This is a genomic window from Kribbella sp. NPDC004536 (assembly GCF_042873835.1).
In the GTDB taxonomy this organism is placed as follows: domain Bacteria; phylum Actinomycetota; class Actinomycetes; order Propionibacteriales; family Kribbellaceae; genus Kribbella.
The window spans coordinates 406,919-422,173 of record NZ_JBIALY010000002.1; the positions used below are offsets into that span (position 1 = coordinate 406,919).

General features: G+C 70.6%; 14 protein-coding genes. 6 read left to right on the forward strand and 8 right to left on the reverse strand.

Annotated elements, in window-relative coordinates:
* Nucleotides 1-56 precede the first annotated feature (56 nt).
* On the forward strand, nt 57-317 hold the full coding sequence (locus ACFYRU_RS16820) for a WhiB family transcriptional regulator (protein ID WP_387659153.1): 261 nt from the start codon (nt 57-59) through the stop codon (nt 315-317).
* On the opposite strand, the gene ACFYRU_RS16825 is transcribed toward ACFYRU_RS16820, so the two are convergent.
* The 4 genes from ACFYRU_RS16825 to ACFYRU_RS16840 form a co-directional block, all read right to left on the reverse strand.
* The gene (locus ACFYRU_RS16825; protein ID WP_387659155.1) at nt 314-1,162 is read right to left on the reverse strand and encodes a RimK family alpha-L-glutamate ligase; all 849 of its coding nucleotides are present in this window, start codon (nt 1,160-1,162) and stop codon (nt 314-316) included. The two genes, ACFYRU_RS16820 and ACFYRU_RS16825, sit on opposite strands and share 4 nt — an antisense overlap.
* Complete coding sequence (locus ACFYRU_RS16830) at nt 1,119-2,291, reverse strand: hypothetical protein (RefSeq protein ID WP_387659158.1); 1,173 nt, start codon at nt 2,289-2,291, stop codon at nt 1,119-1,121. Before ACFYRU_RS16830 ends, ACFYRU_RS16825 begins: the two co-directional genes overlap by 44 nt.
* A 281-nt stretch (nt 2,292-2,572) precedes the next feature.
* Nucleotides 2,573-3,814 carry a DUF2064 domain-containing protein gene (locus ACFYRU_RS16835; RefSeq protein WP_387659160.1) on the reverse strand — a complete coding sequence of 414 codons (1,242 nt, stop codon included), beginning with the start codon at nt 3,812-3,814 and terminating at the stop codon, nt 2,573-2,575.
* Entirely contained in the window at nt 3,811-4,461 is a 651-nt protein-coding gene (locus tag ACFYRU_RS16840) for a glycosyltransferase family 2 protein (protein WP_387659163.1), read from the reverse strand. Before ACFYRU_RS16840 ends, ACFYRU_RS16835 begins: the two co-directional genes overlap by 4 nt.
* Before the next feature lie 122 nt (nt 4,462-4,583).
* Between ACFYRU_RS16840 and ACFYRU_RS16845 the strand changes: the two genes are divergently transcribed.
* Nucleotides 4,584-5,279, forward strand: coding sequence for a response regulator transcription factor (locus ACFYRU_RS16845; RefSeq protein WP_387659166.1), 696 nt, complete (start codon nt 4,584-4,586; stop codon nt 5,277-5,279).
* Nucleotides 5,279-6,424: a sensor histidine kinase gene (locus tag ACFYRU_RS16850; RefSeq protein WP_387659169.1), complete on the forward strand. Its 1,146-nt coding sequence runs from the start codon at nt 5,279-5,281 to the stop codon at nt 6,422-6,424. Before ACFYRU_RS16845 ends, ACFYRU_RS16850 begins: the two co-directional genes overlap by 1 nt.
* A gap of 77 nt (nt 6,425-6,501) precedes the next feature.
* On the opposite strand, the gene ACFYRU_RS16855 is transcribed toward ACFYRU_RS16850, so the two are convergent.
* Nucleotides 6,502-7,494 carry an NAD-dependent epimerase/dehydratase family protein gene (locus tag ACFYRU_RS16855; RefSeq protein WP_387659172.1) on the reverse strand — a complete coding sequence of 331 codons (993 nt, stop codon included), beginning with the start codon at nt 7,492-7,494 and terminating at the stop codon, nt 6,502-6,504.
* A complete protein-coding gene (locus tag ACFYRU_RS16860) occupies nt 7,491-8,240 on the reverse strand; it encodes an S-methyl-5'-thioadenosine phosphorylase (protein WP_387659174.1) in 750 nt (249 codons plus the stop codon). Before ACFYRU_RS16860 ends, ACFYRU_RS16855 begins: the two co-directional genes overlap by 4 nt.
* Before the next feature lie 77 nt (nt 8,241-8,317).
* On the opposite strand from ACFYRU_RS16860, the gene ACFYRU_RS16865 reads away from it, so the two are divergent.
* Nucleotides 8,318-8,806 carry a hypothetical protein gene (locus ACFYRU_RS16865; RefSeq protein ID WP_387659177.1) on the forward strand — a complete coding sequence of 163 codons (489 nt, stop codon included), beginning with the start codon at nt 8,318-8,320 and terminating at the stop codon, nt 8,804-8,806.
* Here the strand turns inward: ACFYRU_RS16865 and ACFYRU_RS16870 are convergent.
* Nucleotides 8,745-11,105 carry an HAD-IC family P-type ATPase gene (locus ACFYRU_RS16870; protein ID WP_387659179.1) on the reverse strand — a complete coding sequence of 787 codons (2,361 nt, stop codon included), beginning with the start codon at nt 11,103-11,105 and terminating at the stop codon, nt 8,745-8,747. The two genes, ACFYRU_RS16865 and ACFYRU_RS16870, sit on opposite strands and share 62 nt — an antisense overlap.
* A 63-nt stretch (nt 11,106-11,168) precedes the next feature.
* Between ACFYRU_RS16870 and ACFYRU_RS16875 the strand changes: the two genes are divergently transcribed.
* Nucleotides 11,169-12,140 carry an RNA polymerase subunit sigma-70 gene (locus ACFYRU_RS16875; RefSeq protein ID WP_387659181.1) on the forward strand — a complete coding sequence of 324 codons (972 nt, stop codon included), beginning with the start codon at nt 11,169-11,171 and terminating at the stop codon, nt 12,138-12,140.
* Here ACFYRU_RS16875 and ACFYRU_RS16880 read toward each other — a convergent pair.
* A complete protein-coding gene (locus ACFYRU_RS16880; RefSeq protein ID WP_387659183.1) occupies nt 12,122-13,777 on the reverse strand; it encodes a bifunctional 3'-5' exonuclease/DNA polymerase in 1,656 nt (551 codons plus the stop codon). The genes ACFYRU_RS16875 and ACFYRU_RS16880 overlap by 19 nt on opposite strands.
* 66 nt (nt 13,778-13,843) lie before the next feature.
* Here ACFYRU_RS16880 and ACFYRU_RS16885 point away from each other — a divergent pair, with 66 nt between their 5' ends.
* Nucleotides 13,844-15,190: a PLP-dependent aminotransferase family protein gene (locus ACFYRU_RS16885; protein ID WP_387659186.1), complete on the forward strand. Its 1,347-nt coding sequence runs from the start codon at nt 13,844-13,846 to the stop codon at nt 15,188-15,190.
* Nucleotides 15,191-15,255: the final 65 nt, after the last annotated feature.

Consider the following 15,255-nt stretch of genomic DNA (forward strand, 5'->3'; position numbering starts at 1 on the left):
GATCATATTTCGAGACAAAGGTCGGGCGGGGTCGCGGGGGATCTACCGTCGGTGTCATGAGGCCGACGCTGACCGTGATCGTGGATCCCGCCGACCGCTGGATGAGCCGCGCCGCGTGTATCGGCCAGGCGCCGGCGTACGACGAGAGCGCGAGCCGCTGGGAACAGCGCAGGGCGCGCGAGCTGTGCCTGACGTCGTGCCCGGTGCTCGACGAGTGCCGGGAGTGGGCGCGGCGGGCGAAGTACACCGGAACGGCCGCGGGCGAGACCCTGCTGTACGGTCGCCGCCGCGGCCATCCGGAATCCGCTGCCAGTTAGAGGCGACCCGCTACCGCCGCGGCGAGTTTGCCGACCGCGGCGGGGGACTGCGGGAAGAACAGGTACGGCTCGATGAGCTCGATCTCCATCAGCAGGAAGCGGTCGTTGACCACGACCCCGTCGACGCGGGCGTAGACCGGGGTCGGGCCGGAGGCTTCCAGTGCGGCGCGGGCGCTCTCAAGGACGGCGGCCGGCGGCTCGGTGAGTTCGGTCCGGCCGCCGTAGAACTCCTGCACCCGGTAGTCCCCGTCCGCGGGCCGCTTCACGACCGCGTGGCTGAACTCGCCGTCGAAGAACAGCACCGACCACTCGCCGTCGGACTGGATCTCCGGGACGAACGGCTGCACGAGGTAGACCAGGTCGGGCAGCTCGTTCAGTGCCTGCTCGAGCTCGGGGGACCCGGCGACGCCGCGGACCGTGTGCAGGGCGTTGCCGCTCACGGTCGGCTTGACGACGATCTGCTGGCCGTTCAGCCCGGCGACCACCTCGCGCAGGCAGGCGCCGGCCGCGACCTGGGACGGGACGATCGACACGCCACGCTCGCGGAGCTCGAGCAGGTACTGCTTGTCGCTGTTCCAGCGGACCTGGTCGGCGCTGTTCAGTACCGGTACGTCGGCCTTGCTCAGCTGGGCGAGCCACTCGGTGAACTCGTCGTACCGGATGAAGTAGTCCCAGACCGTACGCAGCAGAACTGCGTCGTACACGGACCAGTCGACCGACGGGTCGGTCCAGACCTCGACGACCGGGTCCAGCCCCTCGGCGCGGAGCGCGTCCAGGAGCGGGCGGTCGTCGGGGTGCAACTCAGCGAGTTCGGCCGAGGTCGCGAGGGCGATGCGTTTCGTCACGCCCGCCAGTGTTCGTGGGCAGGGGGTGTCCGGTCAAACCTGATTCGGCAACGAACCGGTGACGGAGGGTGGTGACGGTGACAACGATGACAGCCGCGGCGAGGTAGATCAGGCCCTGCCGGGTGTCGTGCCCGAAGCTTGCGTAGGCCAGGTAGGAGGCGATCGGTACGGCGATCCACTCGGGGCGGCCGGCGAGCGCGGCGAGGGCGATCAGCGGGAGGCCGTACCAGGGGTAGGTCGGCGTGGCGATCAGGAGCGCGGCGCCGTACAGCCAGCAGCAGGTGAGCGCGATCGGGTCACGTCTGGCGCGGTGGAAGGCCAGTGCGGCGGCGACGACGGCGAGGGCGGCGGCGGTGAGTTGGCGGGCCTCAGGAGGCAGCAGGAGCGCGAGAATCGCGGATCTCGAACTGCCGTCGTCGAAGCCTTCCTGGTTGAGGTAGCCGGGCAGGAACCCGAGTACCAAGGTGCCGACGGCAAGTAGGTGTGGAAGATAGGTCGCGATGAAGGTGCCGAGGGCAACGACCGGTCGGCTGGTGCGGAAGGCGGGGAGGAGCAGGAGGGGGAGGAGTTTCACGCTGCCGGCCGCGCCGAGGAGCGCGGCGGCGAGTCTCGGGCGGCGCGCGGCGGTGACGACGGCGGCGGTGATCAGGAGGGCCGCGAGTACGTCGACGTGGGCCGCGTTGCCGGCTTCGAGCGCGACGATCGGTGACCAACCCCACAGGGCGCCTGCTCGTGGACTCTGTACGGCGAGTAGCCAGGCGAGTGCGATCGCGATCAGCGCGGCCGCGATCTGCAGGCCGAGCGTGCCGGCGGACCAGGGCGTGAACAGCGCGACGGCGGCGAAGTACGCCTCGGCGACCGGCGGGTAGATCGTCGGCACGCCGGGCCTGTTGATCCGGGTCCGGGCGTCGTCCACCGGCAACTGCGCCGGGTCCTCCGGTATCCCGCTGACCCCCGACCGCTGCTCCGGCGACAACCCCGGGAACAACACCGGATCCCGCAACCCCGCAAGCGCATCGTCGAGCGGCACATACCGGTACGGCGAATGCCCGGCGAGCTGCACGCGCCCGTCCCACACGTACCGATAGGCGTCCGTACTGGTGATCGGCGACTGCAAAACCCCCGGCACCTGACAAACCCCCGCCACAACCACCACCACCCCCACACCCAACCCCCGCCCGAACCGCCAAACCAACCCACCGACAACCACCGCCCCCGTCACGAGCACGACGTCGGCCCCCCACCCCCGCCCCACCGCCGCTACCACCCCGACACAAACCCCAACCGCCAGCACGGCAAGCCACCGAGTCGTGGAAAGTGGCTGGATTTCGGCGCCGATCTCCACGACTCGGCGGAGGAGGCCGGAGCCGTTCGCCACGACTCGGCGGGCGGCGCTTTGACGGGCGGGCATCAGGCGGTCCGGCGGAGGGTCAGGAACGCTCGGTGGGGGGTGCGCCAGTCTTCGGTGGGATGGAGGTTGGTGTTGCGGGCGTGGCGGAGCAGGGTCTGGGTGCCTACTCTTGCCCAGGGCAACGGAGTTGAGCGGCGGCCGGTGGGGGTGTGCAGGACGATCGGCGTGGTGTCGTCGAGGGTGTCGTCGGGGTCCACCTCGACCAGGACGAGGCCGTCGGGGCGGACGAGTTCGGCGCAGCGGCGGAGCAGGTCGACCGGGTCGCCGCCGATCCCGATGTTGCCGTCCATCAGTACGACGCTGCCCCAGCGGCCCTCACCCGGCAGCGGTTCCTGCACCGGACGATGCAACGCCGCTGCTCCCCGGGAGGTGGTGAGCGAAACGGCCCGCGGCGACACATCGACCCCGAGCGCCGGAATCCCGCGCTCCGCCAGCGCCGTCACGATCCGCCCGGGACCACACCCGATGTCGAGCACCGGCCCCTCGCACCGGCTCAACGCCAACCGATCGACGTCGTCGGCCGGCGCGGACCACCGCTCCAGCTCCGACAGCGACGGCACCTTCCGCCCATCGATGCCGGTAGCAACGACCCGCGCCGTACCACCCAGCGCCTGGTCGAACAGCAACCCCGGATGCGCCGAATGCTGCAACCGCCGGTACAACCGTGACACCCGCAAGTCCGGAAACTCGGCAGCCAGGTACGCGGCGTCCCGTGGCGTGTCCATGTCCCGCAACGTCGGCAGCAGCCCGACCCGCAGCCCGAGCGCCCGCAACCGCCGCAGCTGGTCCCGCCCGGTGTGCTCGGTCGACATCGGCACGCCGACCAGCGCCCGCCGATCCGGCGTCCGCAGCCCGAGGCACCAGTACCCGCCGTCCTCGGTCAGCCCGAGCACCGCGTCGTACCCGCCCCACTCGAACCCGAGCAGCTCCGGCGGGACCTGTGGCGTGTCCATCCCGACCAGCAACATCGGCGAACCGTCGTACGCGTCCTCGAACGCCGCCGCGATCCGCTCGTCCAGCCCGTCCCCGCGCTGCGCGACGATCTCGAACCCGCCCGCCACCCGGGATCCCTCCAGCGCGATCACCACCCGCGCACCGGTCGCCCGTACGGCGCTCAACGTGTCCATCAGCGACGCCCGTGCGAGCGCGGCCGCCTCCCGCGGCGTGAACTCGGTCTGCAACCGGGTCTTCACCCGCCCGGCGACCGGCTCCTTCGCGATCACGATCACGGTGCCGCTCACCGCGCCAGAACCTTCGACATGTCGAGTACGGCCCGCGCAGCGCCCAACGGCGTACCGGTCACCTTCGACCGCCCCGACCGCGGCAGGTAGTCGACGTCGACCTCCGCGATCCGCCACCCGGCGTCGGCCGCGCGGACGACCGTCTCAAGCGGATACCCGGACCGCCGGTCCGTCAGCCCCAGCCCGAGCAGCGCCGTACGGCGAGCCGCCCGCATCGGCCCGAGATCGTGCAACGAAACGCCCGTACGCCGCCGGATCCGCCGCGACAGCTCCGCGTTCGCGAGCCGCAGGTGCCACGGCCACGCACCTCGCGACACCGGACGCCGGCGTCCGACGACCAAATCGAACCGGCCGCTCTCGATCGGCGCCGTCACCCGCACGAGCTGCCGCGGATCGAGCGAGGCGTCCGCGTCCATCACCGCGACCACGTCGGCCGACGCGGCCTCCAGCCCGGCGTGGCACGCAGCGCCGTACCCCTTGACCTCACACGCCACGACGGTCGCCCCGAGCCGCGCGGCGACCTCGGCGGAACCGTCGGTCGAGCCGTTGTCGACGACGATCGCGTGGACGCCGGCCGGGAGCCGTTCGAGGATCCAGGGCAGCGCGGCCGCCTCGTTCAGGCACGGCAGGACGAGATCGACGGGCATGCTTCGACGGTAAGGACGAGGGGCGGTTCGCGGTGCCCGATTGCGGCTACGGGTCGCTTACGGCGTACTGCGTTCGGCTCCTGGTGCGGCTGCCGGCGGGCCGGAGGATCTACGCTCTGAGCGTGGCTACTCGTGTTCTCGTCGTCGACGACGACCCGACCGTGTCCAATGTCGTGTCGGCGTACCTGACCAAGGCCGGGTACGACGCCCGCGTGGTCGCGGACGGCCTGTCCGCGGTCGAGGTCTGGCAGCAGTGGAAGCCGTCCGTCGTCGTCCTCGACGTGATGCTGCCCGGGCTGTCCGGTCTCGAGGTACTGCGTCGGCTGCGCGCGGCCGACGACGGCGCCGCGGTGATCATGCTGTCCGCGCGCGGCGAGGAGGAGGACCGGCTGGTCGGACTCGAGGTCGGCGCGGACGACTATGTGGTCAAGCCGTTCAGCCCGCGCGAGCTGACGCTGCGGGTGCAGGCGATGGTGCGGCGCGAGGAGCGGCTGGCCGGGCTGGACCTGACGCCGACGAAGCTGAGCGCGGGGCCGGTCACGGTCGACACGGCGGCGCGGCGCGCGTACCTCGGCGACGAGGAGCTGTCGCTGACGCATCGCGAGTTCGACCTGCTGGCGTACCTCGTGTCGCACGCCGGCAAGGCCTACACGAAGGCCGAGCTGCTGCGCCGGGTGTGGGGCTGGGACTTCGGCGACTCGTCGACGGTGACGGTCCATGTCCGGCGGCTGCGCGAGAAGATCGAGGCCGATCCGTCCGATCCGAAGCTGGTGCTGACGGTGCCGCGGACCGGTTACCTGTTCTCCGGTGACGCCTGATGAAAGACATGGCGACGATCTTCGCGCTCACCGCGTTGTGGACGTTGGTGGTGGCCGCGGTCGGGGCCGCGGTGCTGTGGCAGTTCCGGCGCCGGTCGTTGCGGATCACGATGATCGTGGCGGCGGTGGCGCCGATGGCGGCCGCGCTGGCCGCCGTACTGCAGAGCGTGCGGGCGATGTTCATCTCGCAGCACGACTCGTGGGTGGTGCTCTGGACGCTGGCGTTCGCGGCGCTGCTCGGGCTGGCGATGTCGGTACTGCTCGGGCACTGGATCAGTAGCGGTTCGCGTGACGTGGGGCGGCGGTTGCGGCACCTGGGTACGTCGTACGACGCACCCGAGGCGGCCGGTGGCGCCGTACCCGCCGAGCTGGCCGAGCTGACGAACGAGCTCGAGATGACCCGGAAGAAGCTGGCCGCGTCGCACGAGCGTGAGCGGGCGCTGGAGGCGAGCCGGCGGGAGCTGGTCGCGTTCATGTCGCACGACCTGCGGACGCCGCTGGCCGGGCTGCGAGCGGTGTCGGAAGGGCTCGAGGACGGCGTGATCGACGACGTACCGGGTGCGCTGCGGCAGATGCGGTCGACGGTGGACCGGATGACCGGGCTGGTGGACGACCTGTTCGAGCTGTCCCGGTTGTCGGCCGCTCCGCCGCCGCGGCGCCGGTCGGCGGTGAGCCTGCGCGAGTTGGCCGAGGATGTCGCGGGAGAGAACAACGAGCATGCGCGGGCCGAGGGTGTGCAGCTCGCGGTGTCGACGCCGAGCGGGGACGATCGGCTCGCCGTACAGGGCGATCCGGACGAGCTGACCCGGGCGGTGACGAACCTGGTGGGCAACGCGATCCGGCACACCGCGCCGGGCGGGACGGTGACGCTGGCCGTCGATCGTGAGTCCGACGGGCGGGTGCGGCTCGCGGTGACCGACGGTTGCGGCGGGATCCCGGCGGACGACCTGGAGCGGGTGTTCGACGTCGGCTGGCGCGGCGACGAGCAGCGTACGCCCGAAACCGCCGCCGCTGCTTCCGGCGGCGGCGGCCTCGGCCTGGCGATCGCCCGCGGCGTGGTCGAGTCCCACGACGGAAAGATTGCCGTCAGCAACATAGACGGCGGCTGCGCCTTCGAGATCGATCTCCCACCGGTGCACAGCTGACGCGGACGCCCAGCACTCGGTATCAGCTGGACGTCACGCTCACGGGCGCTGCCTCAGGCGGCTGGACCGGAGGTTGGTCAGTGGTGCAGGTCCGGCTCTCGCACGAGCTCCGTCAGGCCGGTGGTCAGGTCGTAAGCCGGTTTCCAGCCGAGGTCGGCCTTGATCAGGTCGGAGGAGGCGGTGATGTGGCGGACGTCGCCGAGGCGGTATTCGCCGGTGACGACCGGGGGCGGGGCAGCGTACGCGTGGCAGAGTTCGGCGGCGACCTCGCCGATGGTGGTGACGGTGCCGCTGCCCACGTTGTACGCGGTGAATGCAGGCTGTTGGGGGAGGGCGGCCGCGGCGAGGGTGACCGCGGTCGCGACGTCGCGGACGTGCACGAAGTCGCGACGCTGGCCGCCGTCCTCGAAGACACGTGGGGTTTCGCCACGCTCGAGCGCGGACCGGAAGATCGCGGCGACGCCGGCGTACGGCGTGTTCCGCGGCATCCCCGGCCCGTACACGTTGTGGAACCGCAGCGCAGTCACCCGCCCGCCGGTCTCGCGCGCCCAGGCGGCGGCGAGGTGTTCGCCGTTCAGCTTGCTGGCCGCGTACGCGTTCCGCGGGTCGAGCCGCGCGTCCTCGGTGACGAACCCGGGCCGCAGGAACGCACCACAGTACGGACACGGCGGCTCGAACCGCCCCGCGTCCAGGTCCTCGACCCGCCGCGGCCCTGGGGCGACCTGTCCGTGCTGGTCGCAGTCGTACCGCCCCTCGCCGTACACGACCATCGAACTCGCGTACACCAGATTCCGCACCCGCCCCATCGACTTCAGCAACACCGCAGTACCAAGACTGTTGTGCGACACGTAGTCGTCGATGTCGTTCAGATCCACCCCCAACCCCACCTTCGCCGCCAGATGCACCACGGTGTCCACCCCCTCCACCGCACCAGCAACCGCGCCCGCATCCCGCACATCCCGCCCACCAGCCAGCAGATCAAACACCTCAACCTCATGCCCGTCAGCCACCAACTGCTCGCGAACATGCGCCCCGATGAACCCAACACCCCCGGTCAGCAAGATCCTCATGAGCGGCAGCTGCAGTCGGTGTCGGGCTTCGGGAGCTGGGTGATGACGTCTTTCAGTAGCTGTTGGAGGCGTTGGATGCTTTGTTTGAAGGCCTCGAAGACCTCCTCCTGGGTGACGCCTGTGCCGACTGCGACGCCGGCGTCGTGGTCGGTTACTACCGCTACGGACGTGTAGCAGAGGGCCAGTTCGCGGGCGATGGCGGCTTCGGGGGCGCCGGTCATGCCGACGACCGACCAACCTTGGGCGGCGTGCCACTGGGACTCGGCGCGGGTGGAGAAGCGCGGTCCGTTGATGACGACCATCGTGCCCTCGGGCACGACGTTGCCGGCGGCAATCACCGTGGCGCGGCCGACGGGGCAGTACGGATCAGCGGCCGACGTATGCACGACCGGCGCAGCGTCGTACACCGTGTGCTCCCGCCCCCACGTACGGTCCACGTACTGATCCGGAACGACGAACGTCCCCGGCACCAACTCCGGCTTGAGCGAACCAACAGCACACGGCCCGAGCACCTGCCGCACACCGAGCGAGCGCAACGCCCACAGGTTCGCGCGGTAGTTCACGCGGTGCGGCGGGAACCGGTGGTCCGCGCCGTGCCGCGGGATGAACGCGACCTCCCGCCCGTCCAGGTTCCCGACCACCGGCGCCTCACTGGGCGCCCCGAACGGGGTGTCGATCTCGATCCGCTCCGCATCGGACAGGAACGAGTAGAACCCGGACCCGCCGATCACGCCGATGTCAGCCATGCTCCAGACGCTAGTGCCGGCCGCGACAACGATTGCCTGATCGGCCCGGACCGTCAGCGCTCCGTAAGAATGGGGCCGTGGACAACTCGTGGGTGCTGGTCGCGGTGGGCGTGATGCTGCTGCTGTTCGCCGCCTACGCGAGCTGGACCGCCGGCCGCTTGGACCGGCTGCACCACCGGGTCGACCTGGCCCGGGCAACGCTCGAGACCGAGCTGGCCCGCCGTTCCGCGCTGGTCGCGGAGCTCGCCGGCAGCAACATCCTCGACCCAGCATCCGCATTGCTGCTCCTCGACGCGGCCCACCGGGCCCGAGCGGCCTCCCTGGACGCGATCGAGGACCGTGAACAGGCCGAGTCCGCGCTGACCCGCGCGATCCACGCCACCGGCACCGACATCGAACCCTGGTCGGCCGAACTCACACTCGCGATGCGCCGCGTCCAACTCGCCCGCCGCTTCCACAACGATGTCGTCGTGTCGACCCGCGACCTGCGCCGGCGCCGCCTGGTCACCTGGTTCCGGCTCGCCGGCCACGCCCCGATGCCGGCCACCATCGAGCTCGAGGACTGAGCACCGCCCGGACGACCTCGATCAGCGCGATCCCGACCGCGCCCATCGCCAACGCGCCGAGGACCCGCCGCGGCGTCACCTCGAGCAGGAAGATCCCGTGGCCGATCGGCGGTACGAGTACGGCGGTCGCCGCGAGTACCGCCATCGCCGCGACCAGGCCGGCCTTCCACAACCGGAACGGCCGCGCCTGGATCGACAACGTCCACAGCGACACTACGAGTACGACGACGGTGGTGACCGTACGCGCCTCGGCAACACTCGCGCCCGGATCGAACACCCGCACCAACCAGTACCCGGCGAACGCACACACCGCCGTGACCACGCCGACAGGTACGGCGAACCGCAGTACCCGGCCGAGGAACCCCGGGACGTACCGCTGCTTGTTCGGCCCGATCGCCAGGAAGAACGCCGGAATGCCGATCGTCAGGTTGGAGATCAGCGTCAGCTGGATCGGCGCCAACGGGTACGCGACGAGGGTGGTCGCGGTGATCACCGCCAGCAGCAGCGAGTACACGTTCTTCACCAGGAACAGCGCCGCGGCCCGCTCGATGTTCGCGATCACACGGCGCCCCTCGGCGACGACGTCCGGCAGGTGCCGGAACTGTCCGTCCAGCAGCACGAGCTGCGCCACCGCCCGGGTCGCCGCCGAACCGTTGCCCATCGCAACACCGATGTCCGCGTCCTTCAACGCGAGCGCGTCGTTCACGCCGTCGCCGGTCATCGCGACGACATGCCCGCGCCGCTGGAGCGCCGCTACCATCGCGCGCTTCTGCTGCGGGCTGACCCGGCCGAACGCCGACGACTCGTCGAGTACGGCGGCCAGCTCGTCGAGGTCCGCCGGCAAGGTCCGTGCGTCGACGGCGTCGTCCGCGCCGTCGACCCCCGGTACGCCGACCGCCGCGGCGACCGCGCCGACCGTCCGCGGGTTGTCGCCGGAGATCACCTTGAGCGTGACGCCCTGGTCGGTGAAGTACCGCATGGTCGGGGCCGCGTCGTCGCGGATCTGCTCGGCGAGTACGACGAGGGTCACCGGGACGAGCTGCGCCGGCAGCTGATCGCCGTCGGTCGCCGCACCGCGTGCGAGTACGAGAACCCGTCGACCCTGCGCGGCGAGCTCGTCTGCCTGAGCGCGGGCGTCCGTCGTACCGTCGACCAGAACCATTTCCGGAGCGCCCAGCACCCACGTATCGGTTGCCGTGGTCACCGACTGCCATTTGCGCGCGGACGAGAACGGGACCCGCGACACGGCGGTCAGTGACGTGTCGGCGTACGACGCCGTGATCGCCAGACCGGTGGCGTTCGGGCTGTCGCTGATCGCGGCGAGCGCGAGCGCCTCCTCGGCGCGGTCGTCCGTGGTGAGGGGGACGAGGTGGTCGAGCACGATCTCGCCGCTGGTCAGCGTGCCGGTCTTGTCCAGGCAGACCACGTCGACCCGGGCGAGACCCTCGACCGCGGGCAGTTCCTGGACGAGCGTACGGCGGCGCGCGAGCGTGATGATCGCGAGCATGAACGCCAGCGAGGTCAGCAGCACGAGCCCTTCGGGGATCATCCCGACCAGGCCGGCGACCGTACCGGTGACGGCTTCCTGCCAGCTCTTGTTGTCCGGCGTGCGGAACTGCGCCCAGAGCAGCAGCGGGCCGACGACCAGCAGGATCAGCGAGATCCGGCGCAGCAGCAGCGTCGTACCGGCGACGAGTTCGGACCGGGTCACCTGGTACCGGCGCGCTTGCGCGGCGAGCTTCGCGGCGTACGTCGACGCGCCGACCGAGGTCGCGGTGAAGTCGCCCTCTCCGGCCACCACGATCGCGCCGGAACGGACCTCGTCGCCGGGGCGTTTGTGCACCGGGTCGGACTCGCCGGTGAGCATCGACTCGTCCAGTTCGAGCCCCTCGGAGCGCACGACCGGACCGTCGGCCGGGACCTGGTCGCCGCTGCCGATCCGGACCAGGTCGTCCTGGACCACGTCGGCGATCCCGACCTCGTGGACCACACCGTCGCGGACGACCCGGACATGCGTGACGTTCAGCAGCGCGAGCCGGTCCAGGGTGCGCTTGGCACGGACCTCCTGGAAGATGCCGATGCCGGAGTTCGTCAGGATCACGAAGCCGAACAGGGCGTTCTGCCAGCTGCCGGTCGCGATCACGGCGACCAGCAAGGTGCCGAGCAGGCCGTTGAAGAACGTGAACACGTTCGCCCGGACGATCTGCGCGAACGTTCGGCTGGTGCGTACCTGGACGGCGTTGGTCCGGCCGTCGGCGACGCGTTCGGCCACCTCCGCTGCTGTCAGCCCACTGCCCATTGGACGTCCTTATCGGTAGCGGCGGCGGCGCGGACCAGCGTACCGGTGTGGACGTCGGATTGAATGGACCTCGTGGACGGGTTCGCGGAACAGGCCGAGCGGTACCGGCACGAGCTGCGGGTGCACTGTTACCGGATGCTCGGATCGTTCGACGACGCCGAGGACGTGGTGCAGGAGACGATGCTGCGGGCGTGGCGCGGGCGGGACGGGTTCGAGGGGCGGTCGTCGCTGCGGGCGTGGCTGTACCGGATCGCCACGAACGCATGCATCGACGTACGGCGGCCGCGCCGGGTACTCCCGTACCAGCTGGAGCCGGCCTCGTTCCCCGCGACCGCGTTGCCGCCGCGCGAGGACGTACCGTGGCTGCAGCCGTTTCCCGACGTACTGCTCGACCGGGCCGCGGAGCCGGACGCGGTCGCGATCCGGCGGGAGACAATCGAGCTGGCGTTCCTGCTCGCGATCCAGCACCTGCCCGCGCGGCAACGCGCCGTACTCATCTTCCGCGACGTCCTCGGCTGGACCGCCCGGGAAACCGCCGACGCCGTGGACCTGTCCGTGGCCGCGGTCAACTCCGCCCTCCAACGCGCTCGCCCTGTCCTGCGCGAGCACCTACCGCCGCACCGCACCGAGTGGTCCGCCCGGGCCACCACCGAGTCCGAACGCGACCTCCTCGACCGCTACCTGACCGCCTGGGACAACGCCGATCCCGCTGCACTGGCCGCCCTCATGCACGAAGACATCCGCATCACGATGCCGCCGTACCCGTTCTGGTTCGAGGGAATCGACGACGCCATCCGCTCGCTGACTCCCAACCTCACTCCGGCCTTCCGCGGCCATTGGCGCTTCCACGCCACCACCGTCAACCACCAACCAACCCTCGCCGCCTACTTGAAACCCCCAGACACCACCACCTACAACCTGTTCGCCCTGGACATCTTCCGCATAGAACAAGGCCGCATAGCCGAGATCACCGCCTTCGAAACCGCCGACTACAACCTCTACGGCCTCCCCGAGTCCTACTTGGCGTCGGCGTAGACCTCGACGGTCGCGGTGGTGAAAGCGAAGTTGGTGGGAGTCGGGCCGAAGGTCAGGGTGCCGGCGAGGGTGCTTGCCTGTTGGATGGCTTCGGTCACCTGGGAGGCTTCGTCGGCGGGGCAGTGGACGATGACCTCGTCGTGCTGGAAGAAGACGAGCTCGGCCTTCAGCGGGGCAAGGGTTTGGCGGAGGGCCGCCAGCATGAGCAGGGCCCAGTCGGCGGCGCTGCCTTGGACCACGAAGTTGCGGGTGAAGCGGCCGCGGGCTCTCGCATGGCGCGGGTCGGTGGTGGGCAGGTCTGCAGGAGGGCCTTCCAGCAGTGCTGCGTCCAGCGCGTGGCCGGTAGGTGGGCACGTCCGGCCCAGGTACGTACGGACGAGCCGGCCCTCCTCGCCGAGACGGGCAGCGTCGTCGACGTACGCGACTGCCTGCGGGAACCGTTTGCGCAGCATCGCGAGGTTCTTCAGCCCGTCGCCGGACGTCTGCCCGTAGATCGCGCCCAGTACGGCGATCTTCGCCTGCGCGCGGTCACCGGAGAAAGCCTGGTCCGAGACCGCCTTGTACAGATCACCGGGGTCGGAAGCGACCTCCATCAGCGCAGGATCCCGCGAGATCGCGGCGAGGATCCGCGGCTCGAGCTGCGACGCGTCGGCGACCACCAACCGCCATCCGGGATCGGCCACCACCGCCCGGCGGATCACCTTCGGGATCTGCAGACCCCCACCACCATTGGTGATCCACCGCCCGGACACCGTCCCACCGGGCACGAACCCCGGCCGGAACCGCCCGTCGTGAACCCAGTCGTTCAACCACGACCACCCGTTGGCCGTGTAGATCCGGTAGAGCTTCTTGTACTCCAGCAGCGGCGCGACCGCCGGGTGATCCAAGTGTTCGAGCTCCCACTTCCGCGTGGTCTTCACCTGGTACCCGGCCTGCTTGAACGCCTTCAGCACATCGGCCGGCAGCTCCGGCCGCACGCGGTGCCCGAACGCCGCCGAGATCTCGTCCGCCAGCTCGGTCAACCGCCGCGGCTCACCCGAACCCGCGAACCGCTCGCCGAGCAACTCGCTCAGCACCTCCCGGTGCCTTTCCGCACTCCACGGCAGGCCGGCCAGATCCATCTCCGCGGCGATCAGCATCGCCGACGACTCCGATGCCGTGAGCAACCGCATCCGGTCCGGGAACTCGGTCAGCCCGTGCCGCCGGAGCTGATCGGCGTACACCTTCAGCAACGCCCCGAACGGCACCGGCTCGGCCGCGATCTCGAACAACGACGACTGTTCACCCGGTACGACGGCGCGCAGCGGCGGATCCGCCGGGACCGGACCGCCGCTCAACCGGCCCCACGCAGCCGCCGCGGACCGTGGCTCGCCGAGCCGCCCCTCGTGGCCGAGCAGCAGGCCCTCGGTGTTCTCGATGTCGTAGCACCGCTCGACCCGCACGCCCGCCGCGAGCAGCCGCGGATAGATGTCCGCCGACGCCCGCCACACCCACCGCGAGACCTGTGGACGGGACGCGACCGCCTGCACGAGATCCGGCTCGTGCCGCACCTCCCCGGCAGGCTGCCCGTCCGGGTGCAGCGCGACAAGCGTCGCCCCGCCGCCCTCCGCCGGTGCGATCGCCCACCTCTCGTCCACCCCTGAATCCAAGCATCCAGGACCGACACTCCGCGAACATCAGGCCAGTTGTGGGAAGCTGGACTTATGTGGCGGGCGGGGGAGCTGGAGACGGCGGACGGGACCAAGACCGAACAGGTCGAGGGGCTCGTGCTGCGGCGGATCGAGCGCGGCGACCTCTCGATCGGCTCCCGGCTGCCCTCGGAACGGGTCCTCGCCGAGCGTCTGGGCGTCAGCCGGGTGACCGTCGTACGGGCGCTGGAAAACCTGCGGCGGGACGGCGTACTGGAGACCAGGCGCGGATCCGGAACCGTCGTCCGACCGCTCGATCGGCTGCTCGACCCGGTGGCACCCGCGTCGACGGTGACGCCGGGCGACCGGCCGGTGCTGGACCTGCGGTTCGCGACGACGGCCGCACCGCACGACGTCGCGGAGGCGGCGGCGCAGATCGTGCAGGATGGGCTGCCGCAGGCGATGGGCGGTGACGGTCCGCCGCCGGGCGGTTCGCAGGAGTTGCGGGCGGCGCTGGCGGAACGGCTGACGGCCGAAGGCGTACCGACGGAGCCCGATCAGCTGACGCTCACCGTCGGCGCCGCGGCCGGGCTGAACGCGGCGCTGGCGGGGCTGGACCTCGGGCCGGGTGTGGCGATCACCGAGACACCGACGTACCCGGCTGCTTTCGACCTGTTGCGTAAGCATCGGTTGGACGTGGCTGGGTGGCCGGCGGGGGTGTGGGACACCGATCAGCTGGCGCATCTTTGCCGTCGGCATCGACCCAAGGTGATCTATCTGCAGGCGGACAACCACAATCCGACCGGGCTGAGCTTGCCGGCTGATCGGCGGCAGGCGGTGGTCGAGATCGCGCGGCGTTATGGGGCGGCGTTGATCAGTGACGAGACGATGCGTCCGCTCTGGTTGGCGAACGGGGTGCAGGCCGAGCCACTGAGCCGATACCCGAGAACTGTGAGTGTGGGTTCGCTTTCCAAGACCGTGTGGGGTGGGTTGCGGGTGGGGTGGGTGCGGACCGGGAAGCAGCTGCGGCGGCGGATCAATACCGCGGGGGTGCTGGCTTCGCCCAGTGCGTTGGACGATCTGCTGGCGCAGGCGATCGTGCCGAAGCTGGACAAGGTGATCGCGCGGCGGCGGACCCGGTTGCGGGCCAACCTGAACGCGCTGGAAGCCGGGCTGCGGACGCTTGACGGTGTGGCGTGGCCCACTCCGACCGGCGGGATGACGCTCTGGCTCGAGCTGACCGAAACCAGGGCTCGCCGGGTCCTGGACGCTGCCCGCGAACGGGCCCTGCTGCTCGGCGCGGGCGACCTGTTCACGCCGGACGCGACCGACCGCCGGCACATCCGGATCCCGTTCACCGCGCCACCGGCCACGCTGCGGCTGGTGGTGGCCCGGCTGGGCGAGGCACTTCAGTCCACTTGATTCGGAGTGGACTGAAGTTGGGTGCCGAACGCCTCCTAACCTGGGAACGGAGCCCCACGACCAGG

Bases quoted from the DNA above. Each gene is read 5' to 3' on its own strand.
- ACFYRU_RS16820 (WP_387659153.1), top strand. From the start codon at position 57: ATGAGGCCGACGCTGACCGTGATCGTGGATCCCGCCGACCGCTGGATG.
- ACFYRU_RS16840 (WP_387659163.1), bottom strand. From the start codon at position 4,461: ATGCCCGTCGATCTCGTCCTGCCGTGCCTGAACGAGGCGGCCGCGCTG.
- ACFYRU_RS16850 (WP_387659169.1), top strand. From the start codon at position 5,279: ATGAAAGACATGGCGACGATCTTCGCGCTCACCGCGTTGTGGACGTTG.
- ACFYRU_RS16855 (WP_387659172.1), bottom strand. From the start codon at position 7,494: ATGAGGATCTTGCTGACCGGGGGTGTTGGGTTCATCGGGGCGCATGTT.
- ACFYRU_RS16860 (WP_387659174.1), bottom strand. From the start codon at position 8,240: ATGGCTGACATCGGCGTGATCGGCGGGTCCGGGTTCTACTCGTTCCTG.
- ACFYRU_RS16870 (WP_387659179.1), bottom strand. From the start codon at position 11,105: ATGGGCAGTGGGCTGACAGCAGCGGAGGTGGCCGAACGCGTCGCCGAC.
- ACFYRU_RS16875 (WP_387659181.1), top strand. From the start codon at position 11,169: ATGGACCTCGTGGACGGGTTCGCGGAACAGGCCGAGCGGTACCGGCAC.
- ACFYRU_RS16885 (WP_387659186.1), top strand. From the start codon at position 13,844: ATGTGGCGGGCGGGGGAGCTGGAGACGGCGGACGGGACCAAGACCGAA.